Below are 22,512 nucleotides of genomic sequence, written 5' to 3' on the forward strand. Positions count from 1 at the left end.
GCAACTGTAGACGTCGGGGCCGACAGGAACATCCCGCCCGGCGGGCGTTGACCGGGGGCGCGGGCGAGGCTACGGTTTAATCGATTCAACGCTGATCCGGAGGACCGATGACGATCCATCTCGCCGGCGACTCGACCGTCGCCCCCACCGACCACGGCGCCACCTCGGGCCGCCCGGAGATCCCGCTGCTGGGCTGGGGGGACGAGCTCGTCCCGCTCGTCGCGGACGACGTGCACAACGCCGCGATCGGCGGGGCCACGACGAGGTCCTTCCGCGAGGAGGGCCACTGGGCGCGCGTGGTCGAGGCGATCCGCCCCGGGGACACCGTGATCATCCAGTTCGGGCACAACGACCAGAAGGAGCCCGACGAGCTCGCCGCGGACGGCGGGTACCGGCGTCGGCTCGACGAGTTCGTCACCGAGGTGCGGGCGCTCGGGGCCCGACCGGTCCTCGCCACGAGCGTCGAGCGCCGGTGGTTCGCCGACGACGGTTCGCTGCGCTGGTCCCACGGCGCCTACCCGGCGACCGTGCGGGCCCTGGCCGCCGATCGGGACGTCCCGCTCATCGAGCTGACGGTGTTCACGCGCTGGCTGTACACGTGGCTCGGCGTCGAGGCCTCGGCCGCGCTGTTCCCGCACGGCGCAGCCGCCGCGGCCGGTCTCGAGGTGCCGGAGGCCATGCAGCAGGACAACACCCACTTCACGACGGCCGGCGCGCGGTACGTGGCGCAGTACGTCGCCGAGGCGCTGGTCTCGCTCGACGGAGTGCACGACGCCGAGACGCCCGTGGGGCTGGAGATCGCCGCGCGGGGGTGACCCCCGGGCGACGTCACGGCACGAGGGCCAGGAACGCCAGCGCCGCCGGGCTCGGGTTGAGGTCGTCGCACACGACGTACTGGACCCGCTGCGGGCCGCGCGTGACGCGGACGGCGGTCACGCCGTCGGCCCCCGCCACCAGCGGCTCGGACAGCATCGCCACGGCGAGGCCCTCGCGGACCAGTCCGAGGAGCAGGTCGGTGGTCGGCACCTCGAAGGCCACCTCGCGCCGCAGGCCGGCCGCGGAGAACGCCCGGTCGCTCTGCGCCCGGCCCGGCGACCCGGTCGGGAAGTCCGCGAAGGTCTCGTCAGCGAGCCGCGCGAGGCCGGTCCGCTGACGCCCCGCGAGCGGGTGGTCCGACGCGACGGCCGCCACCAGCCGCTCGCGGACGAGCTCGCGGTGCCGGACGCCCGACGGCGGCTCACCCTGCGCCAGCCCCAGCACCGCGACGTCGGTCTCGCCCGCCCGCACCGCGGCCACGAGCTCGACGCTGGAGTCCACCCGCAGCGACACCCCGACCTGCGGGTGCGCCTCGCGGAAGCGTCGCAGGACCGCCGGCACGTCGAACGCGGTCACCGACGGGATGATGCCGAGCCGCAACGTGCCGCGGACCTGGCCGACAGCAGCGGCGGCGTCGGCGCCCGCCCGGTCCGCCGCCTCCAGCGCGCGTCGCGCCGACGGCAGGAAAGCCTCCCGCCGCGGTGATCTCGACCCGGCGGCTCGTGCGGGCGAACAGCCGCACCCCGAGCTCGCGCTCCAGCGCGGCCACCTGGTGGCTCAGCGCGGACTGCACCACGAAGCACCGCTCGGCGGCCCGGGTGAAGCTGCCCGTCTCCGCGACGGCCAGGACGTAGCGCATCTGCTGGAGCTCCATCGATCAATCGTCATCCACGATCGATGACATGACAAGCATGTGTTGGACTCATGAGTACGTGGCACCGCACCGTGGATCCATGACCACCACCGCTCCGGCGTCACCCGCGACGGCGCCTCCTCACCCTCCGGCCGCGGCGCACGGCGGCACGATCGCCCTGACCGCGATCACACCGGTCGTGTGGGGCACCACCTACCTGGTGACCACCGAGCTGCTCCCTCCGGGTCACCCACTGTTCGCCGCCGCCGCGCGCGCACTGCCCGCCGGGCTGCTCGCCCTCGCGATCGCGCGGACCCTGCCGCGCGGATCCTGGTGGTGGCGGGCGGCGGTCCTCGGCGTGCTGAACATCGGGGCCTTCTTCCCGCTGCTCTTCGTCGCCGCCGAACGCCTGCCCGGCGGGGTCGCCGCGACGCTCGGCGCCGCCCAACCGCTGGTCGCCACCGTCCTGGCCGTCGTCGTCCTCGGCGACCGGTGGTCCGTGTGGCGCCTCGCCTGGGGCGTCGTCGGGGTGCTCGGGGTCGGGCTCGTCGTGCTCGGACCGGACGCCGCCCTCGACCCGGTCGGTCTCGCCGCGGGCGTCGGCGGTGCCGGCGTCATGGCGCTCGGCGTCACGCTCACCAAGAGGTGGGGTCCGCCACGCGGCGTCGGCGCCACCGGGTTCGCCGGGTGGCTGCTCACCGCGGGCGGGCTGGCCCTGGTGCCGTTCGCGCTGCTCGAGGGCGGGGTGCCGGCGGGCATCGACGCCCCGGCGCTCGGCGGCTACCTCTGGCTCGGGATCGTCGGCGGACTCGTGGCGTACACGCTGTGGTTCTCCGGCATCCGCCGGCTCTCCGTCGTGGCGGTGGCGTTCCTCGGGCTGCTGTCCCCGCTGACCGCCGCCGTCCTCGGTGCCGGGGTGCTCGGGGAGTCGATGGGCCCGGCCCAGCTCGCCGGGTTCGGCCTGGCGATGCTGGCGCTGGTCGCGGGGCAGCTCGTCCCCCGACGCCGACGAGTCAGCGCCGCAGCGCCCGCCGCGCCAGGGAGTTCCCCAGCCACTGCACGAGCTGGACGATGACGATGATGATCACCACGACCAGCGCCGTCAGCGCCCAGTCGTACTGCCGGTAGCCGTACACGATGGCGAAGTCGCCCAGGCCACCGGCACCCAGGTAACCGGCGATCGCGGACATGTCGAGCACCCCGACGAACAGGAAGGTGTAGCCGAGGATCAGCGGGGACAGCGCCTCAGGGACGACGACGGTGCGCACGATCCGCAGCGGCGAGGCACCCATCGCCCGGGCCGCCTCGATGACGCCGGGGTCGATCGAGACGAGGTTCTGCTCCACCAGCCGCGCGAAAACGAACGACGCCATGACGCACATCGCGAACGTGAACGCCCCGGTCCCGATCGTCGTCCCGACCACGGCGCGGGTCACGGGACCCAGCGCCACGAGGAAGATGATGAACGGGATCGGACGCACGACGTTGACGGCCACGTTCAGCACCGCGAACACGCCGCGGTGCTCCAGCAGGTTGCCGGGCCGCGTCAGGTAGAGCCCGAGGCCGAGCGCGAGACCGCAGACGCCGCCGACGGCCAGGGTGATCAGCACCATGAAGACGGTCTCGCCGAACGCCTGCCACAGCACGGGCACGAGGTCGGGGTTCATCGGTCGCTCCTGTCGGCGGCGGGTCGGGTGGCGGTGCCGTGGTCGACGACGGTCGTGGCGTCCCGCAGGCCGTCCAGCGCGGCCTGCACCGCGGCGTCGTCCCCGACGAGCTCGAGCGTGAGCGAGCCGTAGGGGCGCTCGGCGACCTCGGTGATGCCGCCGTAGACGATCGTGCCGTCCACACCGTGCTCGGCCAGGACCCGCGTGACCTGCGCGGACGACCCGGCCACCTCGTCGATCCGGACCGTGACGACCCGGCCGGGATGGCGCTCGCGCAGCCGGTCCAGCACGGCCGGCGACGGCACGTCCCGCAGCGCCGAGGCGACGAACCGGCGCGTGACCGGGTGCTGCGGTGCGCTGAACACCCGGTAGGCGTCGCCCAGCTCGACCACGCGACCGGCCTCCATGACGGCGACCCGGTGGCAGATCGAGCGCACGACCTCCATCTCGTGGGTGATCACCACGACCGTGATGCCGAGCTCGCGGTTGACGCGCTGCAGCAGGGCGAGCACGTCCGCCGTCGTCTCCGGGTCGAGCGCGCTGGTGGCCTCGTCCGCCAGCAGGACCCGGGGGCTGGTCGCCAGCGCCCGGGCGATGCCGACGCGCTGCTTCTGGCCGCCGGACAGCTGCGCGGGGTGGACGTGGGCCTTGTCGCCGATGCCGACGAAGTCGAGCAACTCGCGCACCCGGGCGTGCCGGTCGGCGCGCGACCAGCCGGCGACCTCCAGCGGGTAGGCGACGTTCCCGGCGACGGTCCGGGAGGCCAGCAGGTTGAACTGCTGGAAGATCATGCCGATCCCGGCGCGGACAGGACGCAGCCGTGCCTCGCTCAGCCCCGTCAGGTCGGTGCCGTCGACGACGACGGAACCCGCCGTCGTCGTCTCCAGGGCGTTGACGAGCCGCACGAGGGTGGACTTGCCGGCTCCGGAGTAGCCGATGACGCCGAAGATCTCGCCGGCGGCGACGTCGAGCGTGACGCCGTCGACGGCGCGGACGGGGGCGCCGCGTCGTCCGCGTCGCCGACGACGGGGCCCGCGGGCGGCGGGGAACTCCTTGACCGCGTCGCGGAAGCTGATGATCGGCTCGCTCACGGCACTCCTTTCATGGACGAGGTAGGCACCTTCTCGCCGAGGTAGGCGAATCTCCGGCGAGGTAGGCGAATCTCCGGCGAGGTAGGCGAATCTCCGGCGAGGTAGGCAAGTTCCCGCTCAGGTAGGCAACCTTCGGGCGACAGGTGCCTACCTCGTGGAGAACTTGCCTACCTCGGCAGAAGGTCGCTTACCTCGGCGGGGGTGACGGGATCACTCGGCGGCGAGGTTGGTCTCGATGTCGTCGAGGATCGCCTGCAGGTCGGCCGGGTCGTTGTCCTTGATCACACCCGTGCCGCCGGAGGCCTCGAGGACCTGGGCCTCGATCTCCGGCGAGTGGTAGATGTCCACGAGCCGGGCCAGCGTCTCGTCCTCGGCGTCGGCGGACCGGGCCACCCACACGTTGATGTACGGCTCGGCCGCCGCGGAGTCCGGGTCGTCGGTGAAGATCGCGTCGTCCTCGGCCAGGCCGGCGTCGCCCACGAAGTCGTTGTTGATGATCGAGGCGTCGACGTCCGCCAGGGCGATCGCGGTCTGCGCAGCGTCGACCGGCGTCACCGACACGCGGGACTCCTCGGCGACCACGTCGGCCGGCGTGGAGAACGAGTTCCCGCCGTCGCGCAGGGTGAGCAGCCCGGCGTCCTGCAGCACGAGCAGCGCCCGCGCCTGGTTCGTCTCGTCATTGGGGATCGCGACCTGGCCGCCGTCCGGGATCTCCTCGAGGCTCGCGTGAGCGGTCGAGTACAGACCCAGCGGGTAGACGGCGGTGGCGCCGATCGGGGTGAGGTCGTCGCCGCGCGCCACGTTGTAGCCGGCGAGGAACTGCAGGTGCTGGAACTGGTTGAGGTCGAGGTCGCCGTCGGACAGCCCCTGGTTGGGGAGCTGGTAGTCGGAGAAGTTCACGATCTCGACCTCGATGCCCTCGGCCGCGGCGGCCTCGGCGAACGTGTCCCAGTAGGCCTCGCCGGCGGAGACGACGCCGATGCGGACGGGGTCCTCGGCGGTACCGCTCGCGGTCGCGGCGGCGTCGCCGGAGCAGGCGGCCAGGGCCAGGACGGAGACGGCGGCGCCGGTGGTGAGCAGGGTGGAGCGCAGGGTCATGACAGGGGTCCTTCCGGGCGGGCGCGCACGGCGGCAGGTCTCGCCGTGGCGCAGGGAGCTGAGAGGTGGGGTGGCAGGTCGCGGCCATCAGCGCACGACGGGCCCGGGTGTCGTCAGCGGGGGACGACGGCGGAGTGCTGGTCGGTCAGCGACCGCACATTCGCGTGGCGGGCATCGCGGCGGCGCACATGACGCCACGCAGGGTGGTCTGCGCGGTGCGGGGTGCGGCGGGAGCGATGCGGTGCATGCGAGGAGAAGACCATCCGGCGGGGCTCGGCACCAACTCCGCGGCCATGAAATCTTGCGATCCGGACGCCTAGCGTCTTGCCTGGCGAGAAATGCCTGGTCAGCAGGGATGGAGTCGCCGCTCACATCGGACCGACGAACCGGTCCGGGGCAGCAAAGGACCCCTCGCGCACCCGCCAGAGCCCACCTACCCTTGCTGCCTTCCGGCCCTGGGGGAGTTCAGCGAGATGACGCCGCACGAGGGGTCTGCCCCCAGCCTAACCGAGACATGCCCTCACCTCGAAACCGTGCCCCCGGACCACAGGAGGGGTCGCGCACCTCACACCGGCCCGATTCGGAGACTGGGCACTCCGTCCGCTATTCTGCTGGGGTTGCCCGGCGCCGATGTGCACATCGGACCGCCAGGCAGCGCCACGAGGAGGATTCGCCTAGCGGCCTATGGCGCACGCTTGGAAAGCGTGTTGGGTTCACGCCCTCGGGGGTTCGAATCCCCCATCCTCCGCCGGTCCGAGGGGCCCGCACCAGATTGGCGCGGGCCCCTCGCCGTTTCCCGGTCCGCGCATGGTTGAATCGGTTCATGCCACGCTTCGACATCGGCGACGAAGACTTCCTGCTCGACGGCGAGCGCCTGCAGATCGTCAGCGGCGCGCTGCACTACTTCCGGGTGCACCCCGACCAGTGGGCCGACCGGATCCGCTCCGCCCGGCTCATGGGGCTCGACACCATCGAGACGTACGTGGCGTGGAACCACCACTCCCCCGCACCCGGCGAGTTCCGCACCGACGGCCGCCGCGACCTCGCCCGCTTCCTCGACCTCGTCGCCGCCGAGGGGATGCACGCGATCGTGCGTCCCGGCCCGTACATCTGCGCCGAGTGGACCGGTGGCGGCCTGCCCGCCTGGCTGCTGGCGGACCCCGCCGTCGGCGTCCGGCGCGCCGAGCCGCGCTTCCTCGCGGCGATCGGCGACTACTACCGCGCCGTGGCCGCGATCGTCGCGCCGCGGCAGGTCACCCGGGGCGGCTCGGTGCTGATGATGCAGGTCGAGAACGAGTACGGCGCCTACGGCGACGACCCCGTCCCGGTGCGCCAGGAGTACCTGCGCACGCTGGCCGGGATGCTGCGCGACGCCGGGATCGAGCTCCCGCTGTTCACCTCCGACCAGGCCGACGACGAGCACCTGTCCCGCGGCAGCCTGCCCGAGCTGCACACGACGGCGAACTTCGGCTCCCGCAGCCCCGAACGGCTCGCCCTGCTGCGCCGCCACCAGCCCACCGGGCCCCTGATGTGCATGGAGTACTGGAACGGCTGGTTCGACTCGTGGGGTCTGCACCACCACACGACCGCGCCCGACGCGACGGCGCGAGACCTCGACGCCCTGCTCTCGGCCGGCGCGTCGGTGAACCTGTACATGGTCCACGGCGGCACGAACTTCGGCCTCACCTCCGGCGCCAACGACAAGGGCGTGTACCGCCCCATCACCACGTCCTACGACTACGACGCCCCGCTGGCCGAGCACGGAGCACCGACCGCGAAGTACCGGCTCCTGAAGGAGGTCGTCGCCCGGCACCGGGACGTGCCGCCCGAGTCGCCCGCCGCGGTTCCGCCGGCCCCGCAGCTCGCCGTCACGCTGGACCGGGCCGTCCCGCTCCACGACGTCGTCGGGCTGCTCGGTGACACGCACCGGAGCGAGCACCCGCCGACCCACGACGACCTCGGAGCGTGGGACGGGTTCGTGCGCTACACGACGCAGGTCCGCGCCGACGACGCCGTCGTCACCGTCCAAGGGGTCCGCGACCGCGCGCTCGTCGCGCTCGACGGCGAACCCGTCGGGCTGCTCGACCGCACGGCGGGCATCCACGCGGCCGCCCTGCCTGCTCGCGCCGGGGAGCTCACGCTCCTCGTCGAGGACCAGGGCCGTGTGAACTACGGCTCCCGGATCGGGGAGCCCAAGGGCATCCTCGGCCCGGTCCGCACGGCGACGCGTGAGCTCACCGGCTGGGAGACCACGCCGCTGCGGTTCGACGACGACGGCGGCGCGCTCCGCACCGCGGTCACCGACACCCTGCGTGCCACGCCGCCGTCCGAGGTGACGCCGCCGGGCCGCCCGCTGGCCGGCCCCGCCCTCGCTCGCGGCACCTTCGCGAGCGAGGCCGGGGTCGACCACTTCCTGCGCCTCGACGGCTGGACCAAGGGCGTGGTGTGGGTCAACAGCTTCTGCCTGGGCCGGTACTGGAACGCCGGGCCGACGCGCACGCTCTACCTGCCCGGGCCGGTGGTCCGGGCCGAGAACGAGATCGTCGTGCTCGAGCTGCACGGGGCCACGACGCGCACCGTGCGGTGCGTGCCGGGCCCCGACCTCGGGCACACCGAGGAGTAGGACCCACCGGCCCTCAGAGCGCCGGGACCGCCAGGTCGATCAGCTCGTCGGCCTGCTCGACGAACCACTCCCCGGCCGGCGGGTCGACGATCCCGCGCTCCGGGTCGAGCTGGCCGCCGGTGCCGCGGAAGCACTGCCCGTCGGACTCGCCCGGCACCTTGATCCACAGGTAGCCGTCCACGAGCGGGTCGGCGACGTCGAGCGTCGGGCGCTCGCCCAGGCCGCGGTCGGGCGGATTGCACCAGTCCTCCGGGTCGCTGTAGGTGTTCTCCGACGTCGCGGGGTCCCAGGGCCCCTGGCCGTTGCGGGAGGTGTCGACGACGAACGACACGCTCGGCTCGACGTCGCCGAGGGCGGCGGCGTACCGCGAGTCGATCCCGATCGTGTTCTGCTCCAGCGGCACCTCGTCGACGGGGCCGCTCGTCCACTGCGCGTAGGGCGTCATGGCCGCGCCCTGCCAGTCGGTCGCGGGACCACCGTTCCAGTACTGGTTGCCGCAGTCGCCCAGGGCCCCGCCGACCTCGGTGACCAGCGCGAGGCACGAGCTGATCCATCGGCCGTACGCCACGGAGTTGGCGGTGTACTGGTAGTTGGACGCGTTGAGGAAGAAGCCGTCCGCGCGCTCGACGCCCGCCTTCAGGAGCCGGTCGGTGTTGTCGCCAACGTTGAGCCACCCGCTGTGGCCGGCGTCGAGGTAGACCCGCGTGCCGGACAGCTCGCCGAGGGCGTCGACGGCGTAGTTCAGCATCGCGAACCGCTCGTCCGCGGCGGTCTCGGGATCGGCCTCGTCGGGCTGGCACCACTCCTGCGTGCCCTCGAACGTGGTGTACCAGGGGATGATGCCGAGCCCGTCGGGCTCGAGGACCACGACGGCCTGCTTGTTCCCGATCCCCTTGGCGAACCCGTCGATCCACGCCTCGTACTCGGCCTGGCTCGTCGCGCCCCCGGCGGAGTACTGGGCGCAGTCCCGGAACGGCAGGTTGTACGCGACGAGCACGGGGATCTCGTCGGCGGCGTGGGCGTGCACGACGACGTCCTTGACGTCCTGCTTGATCTCGACCGGCGTGCCGCCGGTGAACCAGGTCGCCGTGGGGACCGCGGCGAGGGCGACGGCGTCGGCCCGCGCGTCCCCCACGAGTCCGAGCTCGGCGACGTGCTCGAGCGTCGAGCTCTCGGGGTTCACCCAGAGGCGCGGGTCGTCGGGGGGTGGCGGGTCGGCGAGGGCGGGTCCGACGGAGAGCGCCGCGACGGTCGTGGCGGCGAGAGCGGCCGTGGCCAGGGCCGCGCGGGTGCGGAGGTGGCGGGACATGGAGATCTCCTTTGATCCGGTTGCTGTCCGTGGATGGTCGTGAGAGCGCTCCCACGACCATCACGTCTCCCAGGTTCGACCGACAGCACTCCTCCCGTCAACGGCAGAGAGCCCCTGGCGGACCACAATCACCCGCCCACGGACAAAACGGGCCGGTCGTATCGTGACGCCATCGTGACCATCCTTTGACGTGTGCTCCCGGACGGTGTCGTCGGCTGCGCCTACGATGACATCCATGATCTTCAAGGCCGTGGGCGACGGGCGCCCCTACCCCGACCACGGGCGCGAGGAATCCATGGACTGGTCGGACGTCCCTCCTCGGCAGGTGCGCCTGGACGAGCTGGTCACCACCAAGCGCACTCTGGACCTCGACGCCCTGCTCGCCGAGGACTCGACGTTCTTCGGGGACCTCTTCGCGCACGTCGTCGAGTACCGCGGCATCCTGTACCTGGAGGACGGCCTGCACCGGGCCGTCCGCGCCGCCCTGCAGCAGCGGCCCATCCTGCACGCCCGTGTCCTGACGGTGGGCTGACCCGCCCGATCCGGTGAATCTCAGGTAGTTTCTTCGCGTGACCTCACCAGCCCAGGACCCGGCGCGCGTCACTCGTCGCCGCCGCAAGCACGAACGGCAGGCCGTCGTCTTCGGTCTCCTCATCGCCCTGCTGGTGGTCCTGGGCCTGGGAGCGCTCGCCGTCTACACCGACACGATCGAGGCGCCCTTCAGCGAGCCCATCCACACGCCGAGCGCCGCCGCGGCGACCATCGAGCCCGCCTGCCTGCCGGTGAACGAGAGGTGGCCGGACGGCGCCCCGCCGATGCAGTACAACAACGTCAACGTCCGCGTGTACAACGCTGCCGACATCAACTTCAACCTGGCCGGCGCCAACGCGGACGTGCTCACCGAGCGCGGCTTCAACGTCCGCGACACGGGTGACTTCACCTACGAGATCGAGGGCCGGTCCGAGATCCGCTACGGCCTCAAGGGGATCCGCGAGGCGTACACGCTCGCCGCGCAGTACGCGGACGTGCGCCTCGTGCTGGACGACCGTCCCGGGGAGTTCGTCGACCTGCTCGTCGGCCAGGAGTGGCGCGAGCCGCTGCCGGTCGAGGAGGTCCCCCTGGAGAACGGTGAGCCGATGGCCAACCTGCCCGGCTGCCTCCCGGCCGAGGAGATCGACCCCATCCCGCGCGAGTACGGCTACCAGCGGGGTCCGAACGCGGACGACAGCTCCGAGGAGGCCTGAGAGGCCCCGCGCCTCGCGCCGATAGCGCCTCCGGCCGAGCGCGCCTCGGGCCGACAGCGCCTCAGGACGACCGGTCTGCGGTCTCGTCCGTCTCCGCGGGCGGCGCGGCCGAGGCCGGCGACGCCACGTCCGGCGTCGTCCCCCGCCACCGGCCGATCCACCGCATCCCGTGGTACAGGACGAGCGCCGCCGCTGTACCGAGGGCGATGCCCTCGAAGGCGAGGTCGCCGACCGCCCACGTGTAGTTCGCGATGGCGATGACCAGCGGGACCGCCGCCGTCGTAAGGTTCACCGGGTCGCCGAAGTCGACGCGGTTCTGCACCCAGATGCGGAAGCCCAGCACGCCGATCATCCCGTACAGGATGGTCGTCACCCCGCCGAGCACCCCCGGCGGCACCGTGTTGATCACCTCGCCGAACTTCGGCGAGAACGACAGCAGCAGGGCGCCGATCCCGGCCACCCAGTAGGCGGCCGTCGAGTAGACGCGCGTGGCCGCCATGACCCCGATGTTCTCCGCGTACGTCGTCGTGCCGGACCCGCCACCGGTGCCGGCCAGGGTCGTGGCGACACCGTCCGCCAGCAGCGCCCGGCCCATCCGGTCGTCGAGGTTCTGGCCCGTCATCGCCGCGACCGACTTCACGTGGCCGACGTTCTCGGCGATCAGGACGAACACCACGGGGAGGAACAGGCCGAGCACGCCCGGCTCGAAGCTCGGGGCGGTGAACGTGGGGGCCCCGAACCAGCTCGCGTCCTGCACCGCGGTGAAGTCCACCTCGCCCCGCACCGCGGCGAAGGCGTACCCGACGAGGACGCCGACGAGGATCGCCAGCCGTCCGAGGATGCCGCGGAACAGCACCGAGACCAGCACGACCGCGACCAGGGTCACCACGGCCGTGGCCGGCGCGACCTGGAAGTTGCCCCAGGCGGCCGGTGCCAGGTTGAGCCCGATGAGGGCCACGATCACCCCGGTGACGATCGGCGGCATGACCAGGTCGATCCACCGTGAACCCGCCAGGTGGACGACCACGCCGACGACCGCCAGCAGGACGCCCGTGACGAAGATGCCGCCGATCGCGGCCGCCTGCCCGTCCGAGGCCGTGGCGGCGCTGATCGGCGCGATGAACGCGAAGCTCGACCCCAGGTAGCTCGGCAGCCGGTTCCCGGTGATCAGCAGGAAGCCGATCGTCCCGATCGCAGAGAAGAACAGCGTCGTCGACGGCGGGAACCCGGTCAGCAGCGGCACGAGGAAGGTCGCCCCGAACATCGCGACGATGTGCTGCAGCCCCACCCCGATCGTCCGGGGCCAGGTGAGCCGTTCGCCCGGCGCGACGACCGCTCCCGGGGAGATGCTCGCGCCGTCGCCGTGCTTCGTCCAGCCCAGCTGCATGATGCTCCGTTCGTGAACCCTGGTGAAGACGCGCTCACCCTATCGGCGCAGCGCGGCCCCGGACCGCCGGCGGCCTCAGGCGGCCTGCTGGTGCAGCCAGGCCAGCATCCAGGACCGGGTCGAGCCGTCGTCGACCCGCTCGGCCGGCAGCTCGCGTGCCACCTCGAGGGCAGACGCCGCGTCGTCGGGCCCGAGCAGCCCGGCGTACATGAGCAGCTGGTCGCCGAACATCACGTCCCACGCCGACTCCTGCTCCCACAGGTCGTCGGTCCCCAGCGCCTCGGCCAGGTTGTCCCGCACGCGCTCCGGGTCGTCCCCGAGATAGGCGGACGCCCCGGTGACCGGCAGCACGACGATCCCGAGCGCGGCGCTCTGCTCGGCGGAGAACCAGGTCGCCCGCTCGCGCTTGCCGTCCCACACCAGCGAGGTCACGTCGGCCTCCAGACCCTCGGCGGCCGGGTCGGACCGGTCGAAGTCCGTCCAGTAGGCCCGGGCCGACGCCGCCTCCAGCGACAGCATCCACCGGGCCTGCGCCGTCAGGCCCCGGTCCTCCAGCCCAGCGGCCGCGCGAGCGTCCGCCCACAGCGCCAGCCCGTGCCACGCCGACACCGCTTCGGAGGCGGACTCCTGGTTGTTCCCGTCCCCGAACGGCGACGGGCCGGACGCCCAGGAGTGCCCCATGACGACGTCGAGGGTCCGCAGCGCAGGGATCGGCGGCCCGTCCTCGGCCGGCACGTCGGCCGCGGCGGCGACGTCGGCGGTGAGCAGGTCGACGACCGGGGCGACCTCCTCCGCGAGCGCCGCGTCGTCGGCGGCCAGCACGCCCGCCGCGTAGAGGAAGTAGCCGTAGTGGAAGTGGTGGTCGTTGCCCTCCTCCGAACCGAACGACGTGGCCTGCCCGACGACGGTCCGCAGCGTCGGCTCCCAGGTGAAGCAGCGTTCGGGACGCTCGGCGCAGCCGTCGGGGTCGGTCCACAGCCGCAGGTCGGTCAGCAGGCTCTCGCGCAGGTCGGCGGCGACGTCGTCCAGACCGAGGTCCCGGGCGAGGGTCCACAGGTTGGCGTCGCGCGCCAGCGCCTTGCCGCCGAAGTACGTGTCGGCCGGGCGGGTCTCGTCGAGCACGCGCTCGGCGTCGGCGGCGACCTGATCGACGAGCTCCTCGCGGGCGGCCCCGTCGATCCCGGACAGGTCCAGGCCGACCACCGGGTCACGGGCCGTCGAGCGCCACGACAGCTCCGAGCCGAGGCAGACGTCGACCGTGCCGAGCACGGTGGCGTACGTCCCGAGACCGCAGGTGGCGTCGTCGGCCACGTCGCGCTGGTGCGGGAAGCGCACGACGACGGCCGGGCCGCCCGACGCCGTCGCGTACCCGACGGAGGTGGTCACGGCGTCCGGGTCGGTCGCGTAGCCGACGGTGGACGCCTCGACGGGATCCGAGGCCGCCTCCGCCAGGTTCCCCAGCGTCTCGGCACCCTCGGCGCCGTCCGGGGCGACCAGCCAGGCGACCGACTCCCCCGCGTCGAGCTCCAGGGTCGTGCCGGCCTCGTCGAGCTCGGCGCCGACGTCGGTCCCCGCGACGCCGGTCAGCACGTGGGAGCGCCCGTCGACGTCGGTGGTGGCGGTGTCCTCGGGCAGGCCCGCGCCGGGGTCGACGCCGAACGCCCGGCTCAGCCCCACGGGGTGCGCGGCCCGCGCGGTGTACCGCACGACCGGGGACCCACGGGTCAGGTGCAGGGTGCCCCGGACGGACTCGTCGCCGGCCACCAGGTCGACCGACACCGTCGCGGCGTCGTACCCGGTCACGACGCCGGTCACGCCCTCCCCGAGGTCGATCTCGACCTGCGGGGCGTACGCCCCGGCGACCAGCGTGCCGTCGGCCCGGACCTCGGGCAGCCCGTAGGCGAACCCGGAGGCGGTGAGCCCGACGGCGAGCGGGAGCGGGAAGACCGGCTGCGCCTCGTCGCCGAACACGAGGCCGGAGAACCACCGGTTGGTCGGCGGCGGCAGCCCCTCGGCCAGCCGCAACGTGCCGGGCTCCCGTTCGACCGTCGGGAGCACTCCGGGGTCGACCGCCGGCGCCTCGGCACCCGCCACCGAGCCGGTGCGCGGGGCGGAACCGGACGAGGCGTCCGTCCCGGCAGGCTCCGCCGTCGTGCACCCGGCAGCGGCCAGGCCCACGGCGAGCAGCAGGGCGATCGCCCGACGTGTCACAGACCGATCCTCTGCAGGAACCGCTGGAACGCCAGGTCGACGTCGGCCATCGCTCCCTCGTCGTGCAGCTCCACGCTCGCCACCACGGGCGTCCCGGGCAGGACCAGGCCGTCACCGGCCTGCTGCTCGAGCGTGGCGCTGTCGATGACGACGGTCGCCTCGGCGCGGTTGCGCGTGTTGGCCACCGAGATCGACTCCACCTCTCCCGGGACTTCGCGCTGGTCCGGCATCGTGATGCTCACCGGGGCGCCCGGGGCGATCCGGGCGAAGTCCGCCGGGTCGAGCAGGAGCTTGGCGTCCACCGTGGTGGACCCCTCGCGGTGCAGCCGGGCGATGACGTCACCCGCCTGGACGAACCCGCCGGGGGTCGAGCTGATCTCGGCGACCGTGCCGTCCGAGGGTGCGACGACGGTCATCTCGCCGGCGTCGGTGACCTCGTACGTCGTCGCCTTGCGCGAGACGACGCCGATCGACAGGTCGTGCGCGAGCAGCAGGCTGCGCATGGTGAAGACCGGGTCGCCCTCGTCGACGGTGTCGCCGGGTTCCACGTAGGACTCGACGATGGTGCCGGCGTAGTCGGTCCCGACGGCGACCTCCTCGGCCACGATCGTGGCCTGGGCCGAGGTGGCCTGGCTCTCGCGCCGGTTGAGCACCAGGGTGAGCGTCGCGCAGAGCGCGAGCACGAGCACGACGCCGACAGCGAGCTTGATCCGCGTGGTCCAGGTCATGCGGCACCTCCGACGGTGACGGTCCGGGCAGGTGGGCCGGCAGCCCGGCGGGCGTGCCGACGGTGCGCGCGGCGGGCGCTGCGTCGGGCGCCCATCGCCTCGCGGTGCTCCTTGGCGGCCGTGACGAGGAAGCCGCCGAGGATGATCGTGTTGGTGAGGTTCCAGGCGAGGGACAGGTTCGGCACCGGGTCGCCCCAGTGCTTCCAGAACCCGACGGCGGAGGTCACCGCCAGGAACACGAAGCAGAGCGTCTGCGGGACGATCACCTCGAACGGGGACGTGGCCCCGCCCGCGCGTCCGGTGACCGACCAGGCCTGCTGCTTGCCGGTCAGGGCGTTCCAGAACGCCTTGACGTAGATCGGCCACGACACCGCCGCCAGCAGCAGCACCTCCCACCGGAAGGACCCGAGGGTGAAGAAGGCCAGGGTGATCTGCAGGCCGTAGAAGCCCAGGTAGTACAGCGCCCAGGTGCCCACCGACACGTCGAGCTGCATCGGGGTCAGGTCCAGGTAGATCGTCAGCGGCGGCACGAGCAGGAGCAGCAGCGGCGCGATCCCCGACAGGTAGTGGGTCGAGGTCACGAAGTACTGCAGCCGCTGGTCGACGGTGAGGTTGCGTCGCGGGGACAGCGGGTTGTGCTGCAGGAGGATCTCGAACCCGCCGGTGGCCCAGCGCAGCTGCTGCTTGGCGTAGGACACGATCGTCTCCGGGGTGTCCCCGACGGCGAGCGTCTGCGGGATGTAGATCGACCGCCACTCGCGCTCGTGGAGGTGGATCGAGGTCCAGACGTCCTCGGACTTGGAGTCCGTGCACATGCCGCCGATGTCGTCGATGGCCTCGCGGCGGAAGACGACGTTCGTGCCGACGCAGAAGGCGGCGTTGAAGCGGTTCCGGCCCGGCTGGACGAACCGGTAGAAGACCGCCTGCATGTAGCCGGCGCCGCGGGAGATGAGCGAGTTCATGTTCCCGTAGGTCTGCGGCGACTGGACGAACGCGACCTCGTCGCGGACGAAGAACGGCACCGTCTCGGTGAGCAGGTCCGTGCGGGGCACGAAGTCCGCGTCGAGGATGACGAAGTAGTCGCCCTTGGCGATGCTCAGCGCGTGGTTGACGTTGCCGGCCTTCTGGCCGCCGCTGGACAGGCGCCGGATGTACCGGGCCCCGAGCGTGGCCGCGAGGTCGCGGACCTCGTCGTCCCGTCCGTCGTCGAGCACCCAGGTGCGGTGCTCGCCGTGCACCGCGACCGCGGCGCGGACGGTGCGGGCGATGGTGTCGACGTCCTCACCGCACGTGGTGATGAAGATGTCGACGGTCACCGGGCGGTCGTGCAGGAACATCCGCCACCGTGTCGGCTCGTCGGTGGCGCCGTCGCGCAGGATCTCCGGGGCGTCGAACAGCCGCTCCCGGGCCTGGTGGTAGGGGAAGTCGCGCGGGTCGTAGCCGGAGGAGAGCACCGTCCACATCGCCAGCAGGGCGAGCATGAGCAGCACGGACTCGGCGACGAGGACCAGCGAGTAGGGCAGCCAGTCGCCGCGGTGGTCGGGGTTGAGCAGGAAGACCGCGTACGCCACGGCGCCGAGGGTCGCCAGCAGCATGATGAGCATGAGCGACGGCGAGTGGGCGGCGGCGTTCGCGTCGCGGCGGCGGGCGGCGGCGCGGGGGTCTCCCTGGATGGTCGTCGTCGGGGTGGCGGAGGGGCTGCCGGCCGGAGGCGGGAGCTCCGGGGCTCGGGGGTCCAGCGTGGTCATCCGGGTGTCCCTTCGGGAGGGGCGGTCATGACGTTGCTCGAAATGCCACGAGGTGGGCCCCCTCGTCGGGGACCCACCTCGTCGTCTGCTCATCACGCTAGAGCGGGTACGCGGACCTCGTCTCGGGGGAAAGCCGTTCCCCCGAACATCTCCACCAACCGGCAACACCCGAGCACACGCGGTGCAACGACCCGTTCACACGGGCCGCCGTCGGACGCCCGCCGCCTGCACCGCCGCTGTGGGCATGAAATATGCACCTCCGAACGGGGTTCGGGGGGCATATTTCATGCCCACAGCGGGTGGGAGTGGCCTCGGGTCAGAGCTGCGGGGCGATCTCCCGCGCCACGAGCTCCAGGTGGTCGAGATCCTGCTGGTCCAGGACCTGCAGGTACACCCGCTCGACGCCCTGGTCGCGCAGGGACGCCAGCCGGTCGACGGCCTCGGAGACCGTGCCCGCGATGCCGTGCTCGCGCAGCTCGGCCGGCTCGCGCCCGATGGCGTCGGCACGGCGGGTGAACTCCGCCTCGTCCTTGCCGACGGCGAGCACCAGCGCCACCGACTGGGTCAGCGAGTCGGAGGCGCGCCCGGCGTCGGCCAGCGCCTTCTCGATGACCTGGATGCGGGGGCCGATGGCGTCGATCTCGGGGAAGGACTGGTTGTACTCGGTCGCGAACCGGGCCGCGATCCGCGGCGTGCGCTTCGGCCCGCCGCCGCCGACGATCAGCGGGATCTGCGCCTGGGCGGGCTTGGGCAGCGCCGGGGAGTCGGTGAGCGTGTAGTGCTCACCGGCGAAGTCGAAGGTCTCCCCGACCGGCGTGCCCCACAGGCCCGTGAGGATCTCGAGCTGCTCCTCGAGCAGGCCGAACCGCTTGTCCGGGAACGGGATCCCGTAGGCCGCGTGCTCGGCGGCGAACCACCCGGTGCCCAGGCCGAGCTCGACCCGCCCGCCGGACATCTGGTCCACCTGGGCGACCTGGATCGCGAGGATCCCGGGCAGGCGGAACGTCGCGGACGACACGAGGGTGCCGAGGCGCACCGTGGACGTCTCCCGGGCGATGCCGGCGAGCGTGGTCCACGAGTCGGTGGGGCCGGGCAGGCCGTCCCCGCCCATGGCGAGGTAGTGGTCGGACCGGAAGAAGGCGCTGAACCCGAGCTGCTCGGTCGCCTGCGCGACGGCGAGCTGGGTGTCGTACGAGGCGCCCTGCTGGGGTTCGGTGAAGATGCGCAGGTCGAGCGTCATGGTGCTCCTCAGGCGTGGACCGGGTGCTCGTCGCGGGACCGCTTGAGCTCGTAGAAGTGGGGGTTGCCGGCCATGGTGACGGCGGCGTCGAACAGGCGGGTCGCCTCCTCGCCGCGCGGCACGCGGGTCAGGACCGGGCCGAAGAACGCCACGCCGTCGACGTGCAGCGTGGGGGTGCCGACCTCCTGGCCGACGGGGTCCATACCGGCGTGGTGGGACGCGGCCAGCGCCTCGTCGTACGCGTCGCTGGTCGCGGCGTCGGCCAGCTCGGCGGGCAGGCCGGCCTCGGCGAGGGACTCGCGGATCACGACGTCCACGTCCTTGACGTCCTGGTCGTGCCAGCGGGTGCCGAAGGCCGTGTAGTACGCCGACAGGGCGTCGTGGCCGTGGTCGGTCTGCACCGCGGCGGCGACGCGGCCCTGCGCGCGGCCTGCCTCGACCCGCTCGCGGTACTCGGCGGGGATGTCCTTGTCCTTGTTGAGCAGGTACAGGCTCATCAGCTTGAACGTGAGGTCGACGTCGCGGTGCTGCGCCACCTCCAGCGCCCAGCGCGAGGTCACCCAGGCGAAGGGGCAGGTGGGGTCGATGTAGACGTCGACGACGGGCGTGGTGTCGGTGGAAGTCATCACGGGCACGATACCCGGGCACCCGAATCGGTTCGAGGGCATCGTGCGGCATCTCACGCCGCTGCTGCCGCCTCGGCGTCGTCCCGTCGCCACCCCGCCACCCGTCGCCACGTCGCCACGTCGCCATGCCACCCCGTTGCCACGTCACCCCGTTGCCACGTCACCCCGTTGCCACGTCACCCCGTTGCGGCCGGCGGGTGGGTAGGCTCGGCGTCGTGCTCTCGATCGTGCGCAACGTCCGCTGGGCGAGCGTCCTGACCGTCGTCGTGGCGGGGGCGTTCACCCTGGTCGCCCTCTTCGCCGCGCTGCGAGGACGGCCGTGGGCCTGGGTGATCTTCGGGCTCTCCGCGGCCGTGCTGATCCGCGAGGTCCGGTACCTGCAGCGGGACCGACGGCGGCACGCCGGCTTCGACGCCCCCGACCGCCGCGACAACCCGCCGACGTAGGCAACTCTCCCGCGAGGTAGGCAACCCGCCGGCGAGGTAGGCCAAGCCGGGACGAGGAAGCACAGCGCGGTGAACCTCCCGGCCAGGCTGTTGCCTACCTCGGAAGGAACTTGCCTACCTCGGCGGAAGGTTGCCTATGTCGGCCGGACCTTGCCTACCTCGGAAGAAACTTGCCTACCTGGGCAGGAAGTTGCCTACCTGGGCAGGAAGTTGCCTACCTCGGCAGAGAGTTGCCTACCTCGGCAGGGCCTCGGACACCTCGCGGTCGGACGCCGAGGCGAGCCCACGGGCGACACCCGCCCGGGCCAGCCGCTTCGCGAGCATCAGCCCGACGCCGGTGCACAGCACGAAGCTGCCCAGCATCATCGCGCCGAAGGCCACCATCACGCCCGGAGCCCACGACGACATGTCCGTCCACAGCCACCAGGTGGCGAGGTAGGCGACCCCGGAGGCGAGCGCGTCGACGTAGAACAGCCACGGCCGCCACACCCGGTAGGCGGTCACCAGGAACGCCACCTCGACGGCGACCCCCACCATCACGCAGGTCAGGATCGAGGTGGCGCCGACCGGCGACGCCGAGCTGATGACACCTGCCACGAACGACGTCAGCACGGCAGCACCCGGTCGCCGGACCAGGGCGAGGGCGAGCACCGGCCCGGTCACCCACAGGCCGGCCATCGGTGCGAACACCAACGGCGCCGCCAGGGCCAGCGGGGCGCTGACGAAGTTCGCGGGGACGAGCAGCACACCCACGGCCGCGCCGATGGCGGCGCAGGTCATGAGATAGCGGGTGGTCAACGACGACATGGGGACTCCGGGGTCGGGACGGTCAGACGGAGGCGGCGAGCAGGACGCAGGCGGCGGCCCCCGCCCACAGGACGGCGAGCAGGACGAGGTCGCGCGCACCGAAGGGCACCACGACCCGTTCGGTCCGGGTCGGGTGCGCGCCGAACCCGCGGGCCTCCATCGCCAGGGAGAACCGTTCGGCGTGCCGGATGCCGCCGGCCAGCAGCGGGACGACGTACCCGGCCTGGCGCTGCACGGCGCCGACCGGCCCTCGTCCCGCGGTGACCCCGCGCACCCGGTGGGCGCCGCGGACGACCTCCAGCTCGTGGGAGAAGCGGGGCACGAACCGCAGGGCCGCGAGCGCCGCGTACCCGACGCGGTACGGCAGCCGCAGCTGCTGGGTCATGGCCCGCACGAGGTCCGCGCCCGACGTCGTCAGCCCGCCGAGCAGCACGAGCAGCAGCAGCGCGGCGGTCCGCACGGCGGTGGCCAGACCCGTGGCGAGCGCGCCGGACCACACCTCGAGCGGCCCCACCCGGGCCAGCGGGGTGGTGTCGTCCACGGTCGCGGGGTCGGTCAGCAGGCCGAACGAGACGGTCATGACCGCCACGAGCGCGACCGTGCCCAGCGCGACGGCGGCGAGCACGCGCGGGCGCTGGTGACCCAGCAGCGCCAGGAGGGCGAAGGCGAGCAGTCCGACGAGCGCCGGGGTGAGCACGTCGCGGGTCGTGACGACGTAGATCATCACGGGGATCGGGCCGAGCACCTTGACCAGCGGGTTGACGGTGCGCAGGTCGAGCACGCTCACCGGCCCACCTCCGCCAGAGCGGGGGTGAGCGGCAGGTCCGCGAGCCGGGTCACGGCCCGCCAGGCGGGGTCGCGCAGGCCGCGGGTGGCGCGGGCCAGCGGCGGGGGTCGCAGCCCGGCGGCGGCGAGCAGGTCGGGCCGGCCGAGCACGACGTCGGGACGTCCGTCGGCCACGACGCGACCGTCCGCGAGCGCCACGACGCGGGTGGCGTGCTCGGCCACGAGCTGCATGTCGTGGGAGACCACGACGACGGTGGTGCCGTCGTCGTGCAGCGCGGTGAGCAGGTCGAGGAGCTCGACGGCGCGCTCGCGGTCCTGGCCGTAGGTGGGTTCGTCGAGGACGAGCACCTCGGGGCGGCAGACCAGCGCGGTGCCGACGGACAACCGGCGCTTCTGACCGCCGGAGAGCCAGAACGGGTGCCGGTCACGCAGAGCGGTCAGGCCGAGGCGGTCGAGGACCTGGTCGACCCGGTCGGCGACCTCGTCCGCGGGCAGGCCGCGGGCGCGGAGCCCGACGGCGAGCTCGTCGTCGACGCGGCCGGTGACGAACTGGTGCTCGGGGTTCTGGAACACGAAGCCGACGGCGGCGGTGAGGTCGCGCACGTCGGCGCGCCGGGGGTCGAGCCCGGCGACCCGGACGGTGCCGGCCACGTCGCGGCGCCGGGGGCGCAGCACGCCGGTGGCGAGCTGGGCCAGGGTGCTCTTGCCGGCGCCGTTGGCGCCGACGACGGCGAGGAGCTCGCCGCGGCCGACGGCGAGGGACACGTCGTCCAGGACGGTGCGTCCGCCGCGGCGGACGGTGAGGTGGTCGACGGCGAGCACGGTGTCGCGGGCCGGCTCCGGTGCGGCGGCGGTCGGGTGGACGGCGGTCGCCGGGGCGGGCAGCCGCCCGGCGGTGTCGAGGCGCTCGAGCCCGGTGGCGAGCTCGTCGGGGGTCAGGGGCAGCGGGTCGATCCCGACCCCGGCCGCGCGCAGCCGCAGGCCGGCGAGCGTCGCGGTGGGCAGCCACACGCCGAGGGCGGCCAGTCGCTCGGCCTGCCCGGTGAGCACCTCGCGCGCGGGGCCGTCGGCGGCCGGCCGGCCGGCGCCGTCGAGCACCACGACCCGGTCGGCGAACGCCGCGGCGACGTCGAGGTCGTGCTCGACGAGCAGCACGCCCCGGTCCCCCGCGCCGACGACGGAGCGCAGGACGGCGTACACCTCCTCGACGCCGGCGGGGTCGAGGTTGGCGGTGGGTTCGTCGAGAACGAGCATCCGGGCCCCGGCGGCGAGCGCGCAGGCGATCGCGAGCCGCTGCCGTCCGCCGCCGGACAGCACGGCGGGATCGTCTCCGCGCCGCTCCCACAGCCCGACCTGCCGCAGCGCGGTCTCGGCGCGGGCGAGCACCTCGTCGGCGGGCCGGCACAGGTTCTCCGGGGCGAAGCAGACCTCGTCGAGCACGGAGCCGGTGACGACCTGGGCGTCGGGGTCCTGGAAGACCATCGCGACGTCCCCGGCGAGCTCGGGCGTCCGGGTGGTGGCGACGTCGCGGCCCGCGGTGGTGACGGTCCCGGTGACCTCGGCGGGAAGGACGTGCGGCACGAGCCCGTTGGTGGCCAGCGCGAGGGTGGACTTGCCACAGCCGGACGGCCCGAGGAGCAGCACGACCTCCCCGGGCGCGACGGCGAGGTCCACGGCGTCGGGCGCGGGCGCGCCGAGCGTGTGGCCGCCGTCGTCGTGCGGCACGTGATGCCGCACGCGCAGGCCGCGCACGTCGAGCAGGGGGTGGGTCACCGGGTCAGGATAGGCAAGCCTCACCTGGTCTGGCGAGTCCCTGTCTCGCCCGCCGGACG

General features: G+C 73.0%; 20 protein-coding genes, 1 tRNA gene, 1 other RNA gene and 1 pseudogene. 7 read left to right on the plus strand and 16 right to left on the minus strand.

The features are described 5' to 3' along the window. Positions 1–107: 107 nt before the first annotated feature. Complete coding sequence (locus PO879_RS14135) at positions 108–815, plus strand: rhamnogalacturonan acetylesterase (protein ID WP_278235506.1); 708 nt, start codon at positions 108–110, stop codon at positions 813–815. Positions 816–828: 13 nt separating this feature from the next. Here the strand turns inward: PO879_RS14135 and PO879_RS14140 are convergent, their stop codons facing one another. Continuing rightward, positions 829–1,392, minus strand: coding sequence for a LysR substrate-binding domain-containing protein (locus PO879_RS14140; protein WP_278235507.1), 564 nt, complete (start codon positions 1,390–1,392; stop codon positions 829–831). A 175-nt stretch (positions 1,393–1,567) separates the two neighbouring features. Then, positions 1,568–1,690, minus strand: a pseudogene (locus tag PO879_RS14145) (LysR family transcriptional regulator); the annotation flags it as partial. 79 nt (positions 1,691–1,769) lie between these two features. Here PO879_RS14145 and PO879_RS14150 point away from each other — a divergent pair. Continuing rightward, positions 1,770–2,744, plus strand: a complete 975-nt coding sequence (locus PO879_RS14150) for an EamA family transporter (RefSeq protein ID WP_278235508.1) — start codon at positions 1,770–1,772, stop codon at positions 2,742–2,744. On the opposite strand, the gene PO879_RS14155 is transcribed toward PO879_RS14150, so the two are convergent. The 4 genes from PO879_RS14155 to ffs form a co-directional block, all read right to left on the minus strand. Continuing rightward, the gene (locus PO879_RS14155) at positions 2,683–3,336 is read right to left on the minus strand and encodes an ABC transporter permease subunit (RefSeq protein WP_278235509.1); all 654 of its coding nucleotides are present in this window, start codon (positions 3,334–3,336) and stop codon (positions 2,683–2,685) included. The genes PO879_RS14150 and PO879_RS14155 overlap by 62 nt on opposite strands. Continuing rightward, positions 3,333–4,427, minus strand: a complete 1,095-nt coding sequence (locus PO879_RS14160; protein WP_278235510.1) for an ATP-binding cassette domain-containing protein — start codon at positions 4,425–4,427, stop codon at positions 3,333–3,335. The genes PO879_RS14155 and PO879_RS14160 overlap by 4 nt, the downstream gene beginning before the upstream one ends. A 210-nt stretch (positions 4,428–4,637) precedes the next feature. Continuing rightward, positions 4,638–5,525, minus strand: a complete 888-nt coding sequence (locus tag PO879_RS14165; protein ID WP_278235511.1) for a MetQ/NlpA family ABC transporter substrate-binding protein — start codon at positions 5,523–5,525, stop codon at positions 4,638–4,640. Positions 5,526–5,924: 399 nt separating this feature from the next. Continuing rightward, an RNA gene (gene ffs, locus PO879_RS14170) (signal recognition particle sRNA small type) lies at positions 5,925–6,021 on the minus strand. Between the two features lie 167 nt (positions 6,022–6,188). Here ffs and PO879_RS14175 point away from each other — a divergent pair. Together PO879_RS14175 and PO879_RS14180 are read left to right on the plus strand one after the other, a co-directional pair. Then, positions 6,189–6,273: transfer RNA gene (locus PO879_RS14175), tRNA-Ser, on the plus strand. A gap of 75 nt (positions 6,274–6,348) precedes the next feature. After that, a complete protein-coding gene (locus PO879_RS14180; protein ID WP_278235512.1) occupies positions 6,349–8,148 on the plus strand; it encodes a beta-galactosidase family protein in 1,800 nt (599 codons plus the stop codon). Between the two features lie 13 nt (positions 8,149–8,161). Here PO879_RS14180 and PO879_RS14185 read toward each other — a convergent pair whose 3' ends face one another. After that, positions 8,162–9,457, minus strand: coding sequence for a glycoside hydrolase family 6 protein (locus PO879_RS14185; protein WP_278235513.1), 1,296 nt, complete (start codon positions 9,455–9,457; stop codon positions 8,162–8,164). A 235-nt stretch (positions 9,458–9,692) separates the two neighbouring features. Here PO879_RS14185 and PO879_RS14190 point away from each other — a divergent pair, with 235 nt between their 5' ends. Together PO879_RS14190 and PO879_RS14195 are read left to right on the plus strand one after the other, a co-directional pair. Beyond that, positions 9,693–9,989, plus strand: coding sequence for a type II toxin-antitoxin system VapB family antitoxin (locus PO879_RS14190; RefSeq protein WP_278235514.1), 297 nt, complete (start codon positions 9,693–9,695; stop codon positions 9,987–9,989). A 37-nt stretch (positions 9,990–10,026) separates the two neighbouring features. Beyond that, complete coding sequence (locus PO879_RS14195) at positions 10,027–10,701, plus strand: LytR C-terminal domain-containing protein (RefSeq protein ID WP_278235515.1); 675 nt, start codon at positions 10,027–10,029, stop codon at positions 10,699–10,701. Positions 10,702–10,762: 61 nt separating this feature from the next. Here the strand turns inward: PO879_RS14195 and PO879_RS14200 are convergent, their stop codons facing one another. The 6 genes from PO879_RS14200 to PO879_RS14225 all read right to left on the minus strand — a co-directional run bounded on the left by PO879_RS14200 (position 10,763) and on the right by PO879_RS14225 (position 18,641). After that, positions 10,763–12,088: a solute carrier family 23 protein gene (locus PO879_RS14200; RefSeq protein ID WP_278235516.1), complete on the minus strand. Its 1,326-nt coding sequence runs from the start codon at positions 12,086–12,088 to the stop codon at positions 10,763–10,765. Between the two features lie 75 nt (positions 12,089–12,163). Next, entirely contained in the window at positions 12,164–14,299 is a 2,136-nt protein-coding gene (locus PO879_RS14205) for a glycosyl hydrolase (RefSeq protein WP_278235517.1), read from the minus strand. Next, positions 14,296–15,027, minus strand: a complete 732-nt coding sequence (locus PO879_RS14210; RefSeq protein WP_278235518.1) for an HlyD family secretion protein — start codon at positions 15,025–15,027, stop codon at positions 14,296–14,298. The genes PO879_RS14205 and PO879_RS14210 overlap by 4 nt, the downstream gene beginning before the upstream one ends. Then, positions 15,024–16,775 carry a glycosyltransferase family 2 protein gene (locus PO879_RS14215; RefSeq protein ID WP_278235519.1) on the minus strand — a complete coding sequence of 584 codons (1,752 nt, stop codon included), beginning with the start codon at positions 16,773–16,775 and terminating at the stop codon, positions 15,024–15,026. Before PO879_RS14215 ends, PO879_RS14210 begins: the two co-directional genes overlap by 4 nt. A gap of 316 nt (positions 16,776–17,091) precedes the next feature. Further along, entirely contained in the window at positions 17,092–18,015 is a 924-nt protein-coding gene (locus tag PO879_RS14220) for an LLM class F420-dependent oxidoreductase (protein ID WP_278235520.1), read from the minus strand. Positions 18,016–18,023: 8 nt separating this feature from the next. Beyond that, positions 18,024–18,641, minus strand: coding sequence for a DsbA family protein (locus PO879_RS14225; RefSeq protein ID WP_278235521.1), 618 nt, complete (start codon positions 18,639–18,641; stop codon positions 18,024–18,026). Positions 18,642–18,856: 215 nt separating this feature from the next. Between PO879_RS14225 and PO879_RS14230 the strand changes: the two genes are divergently transcribed. Continuing rightward, the gene (locus PO879_RS14230; protein WP_278235522.1) at positions 18,857–19,087 is read left to right on the plus strand and encodes a hypothetical protein; all 231 of its coding nucleotides are present in this window, start codon (positions 18,857–18,859) and stop codon (positions 19,085–19,087) included. Positions 19,088–19,321: 234 nt separating this feature from the next. On the opposite strand, the gene PO879_RS14235 is transcribed toward PO879_RS14230, so the two are convergent. From PO879_RS14235 to PO879_RS14245, 3 genes are read right to left on the minus strand one after another with little or no spacing between them, the layout of a single operon-like run. After that, a complete protein-coding gene (locus PO879_RS14235; RefSeq protein ID WP_278235523.1) occupies positions 19,322–19,894 on the minus strand; it encodes an ECF transporter S component in 573 nt (190 codons plus the stop codon). 22 nt (positions 19,895–19,916) lie between these two features. Then, a complete protein-coding gene (locus PO879_RS14240; RefSeq protein WP_278235524.1) occupies positions 19,917–20,681 on the minus strand; it encodes an energy-coupling factor transporter transmembrane component T in 765 nt (254 codons plus the stop codon). Continuing rightward, positions 20,678–22,453, minus strand: coding sequence for an ABC transporter ATP-binding protein (locus PO879_RS14245; protein ID WP_278235525.1), 1,776 nt, complete (start codon positions 22,451–22,453; stop codon positions 20,678–20,680). The genes PO879_RS14240 and PO879_RS14245 overlap by 4 nt, the downstream gene beginning before the upstream one ends. Positions 22,454–22,512: the final 59 nt, after the last annotated feature.

The sequence above is a fragment of the Isoptericola sp. AK164 genome (genome assembly GCF_029643425.1).
Lineage (GTDB): Bacteria > Actinomycetota > Actinomycetes > Actinomycetales > Cellulomonadaceae > Isoptericola > Isoptericola haloaureus.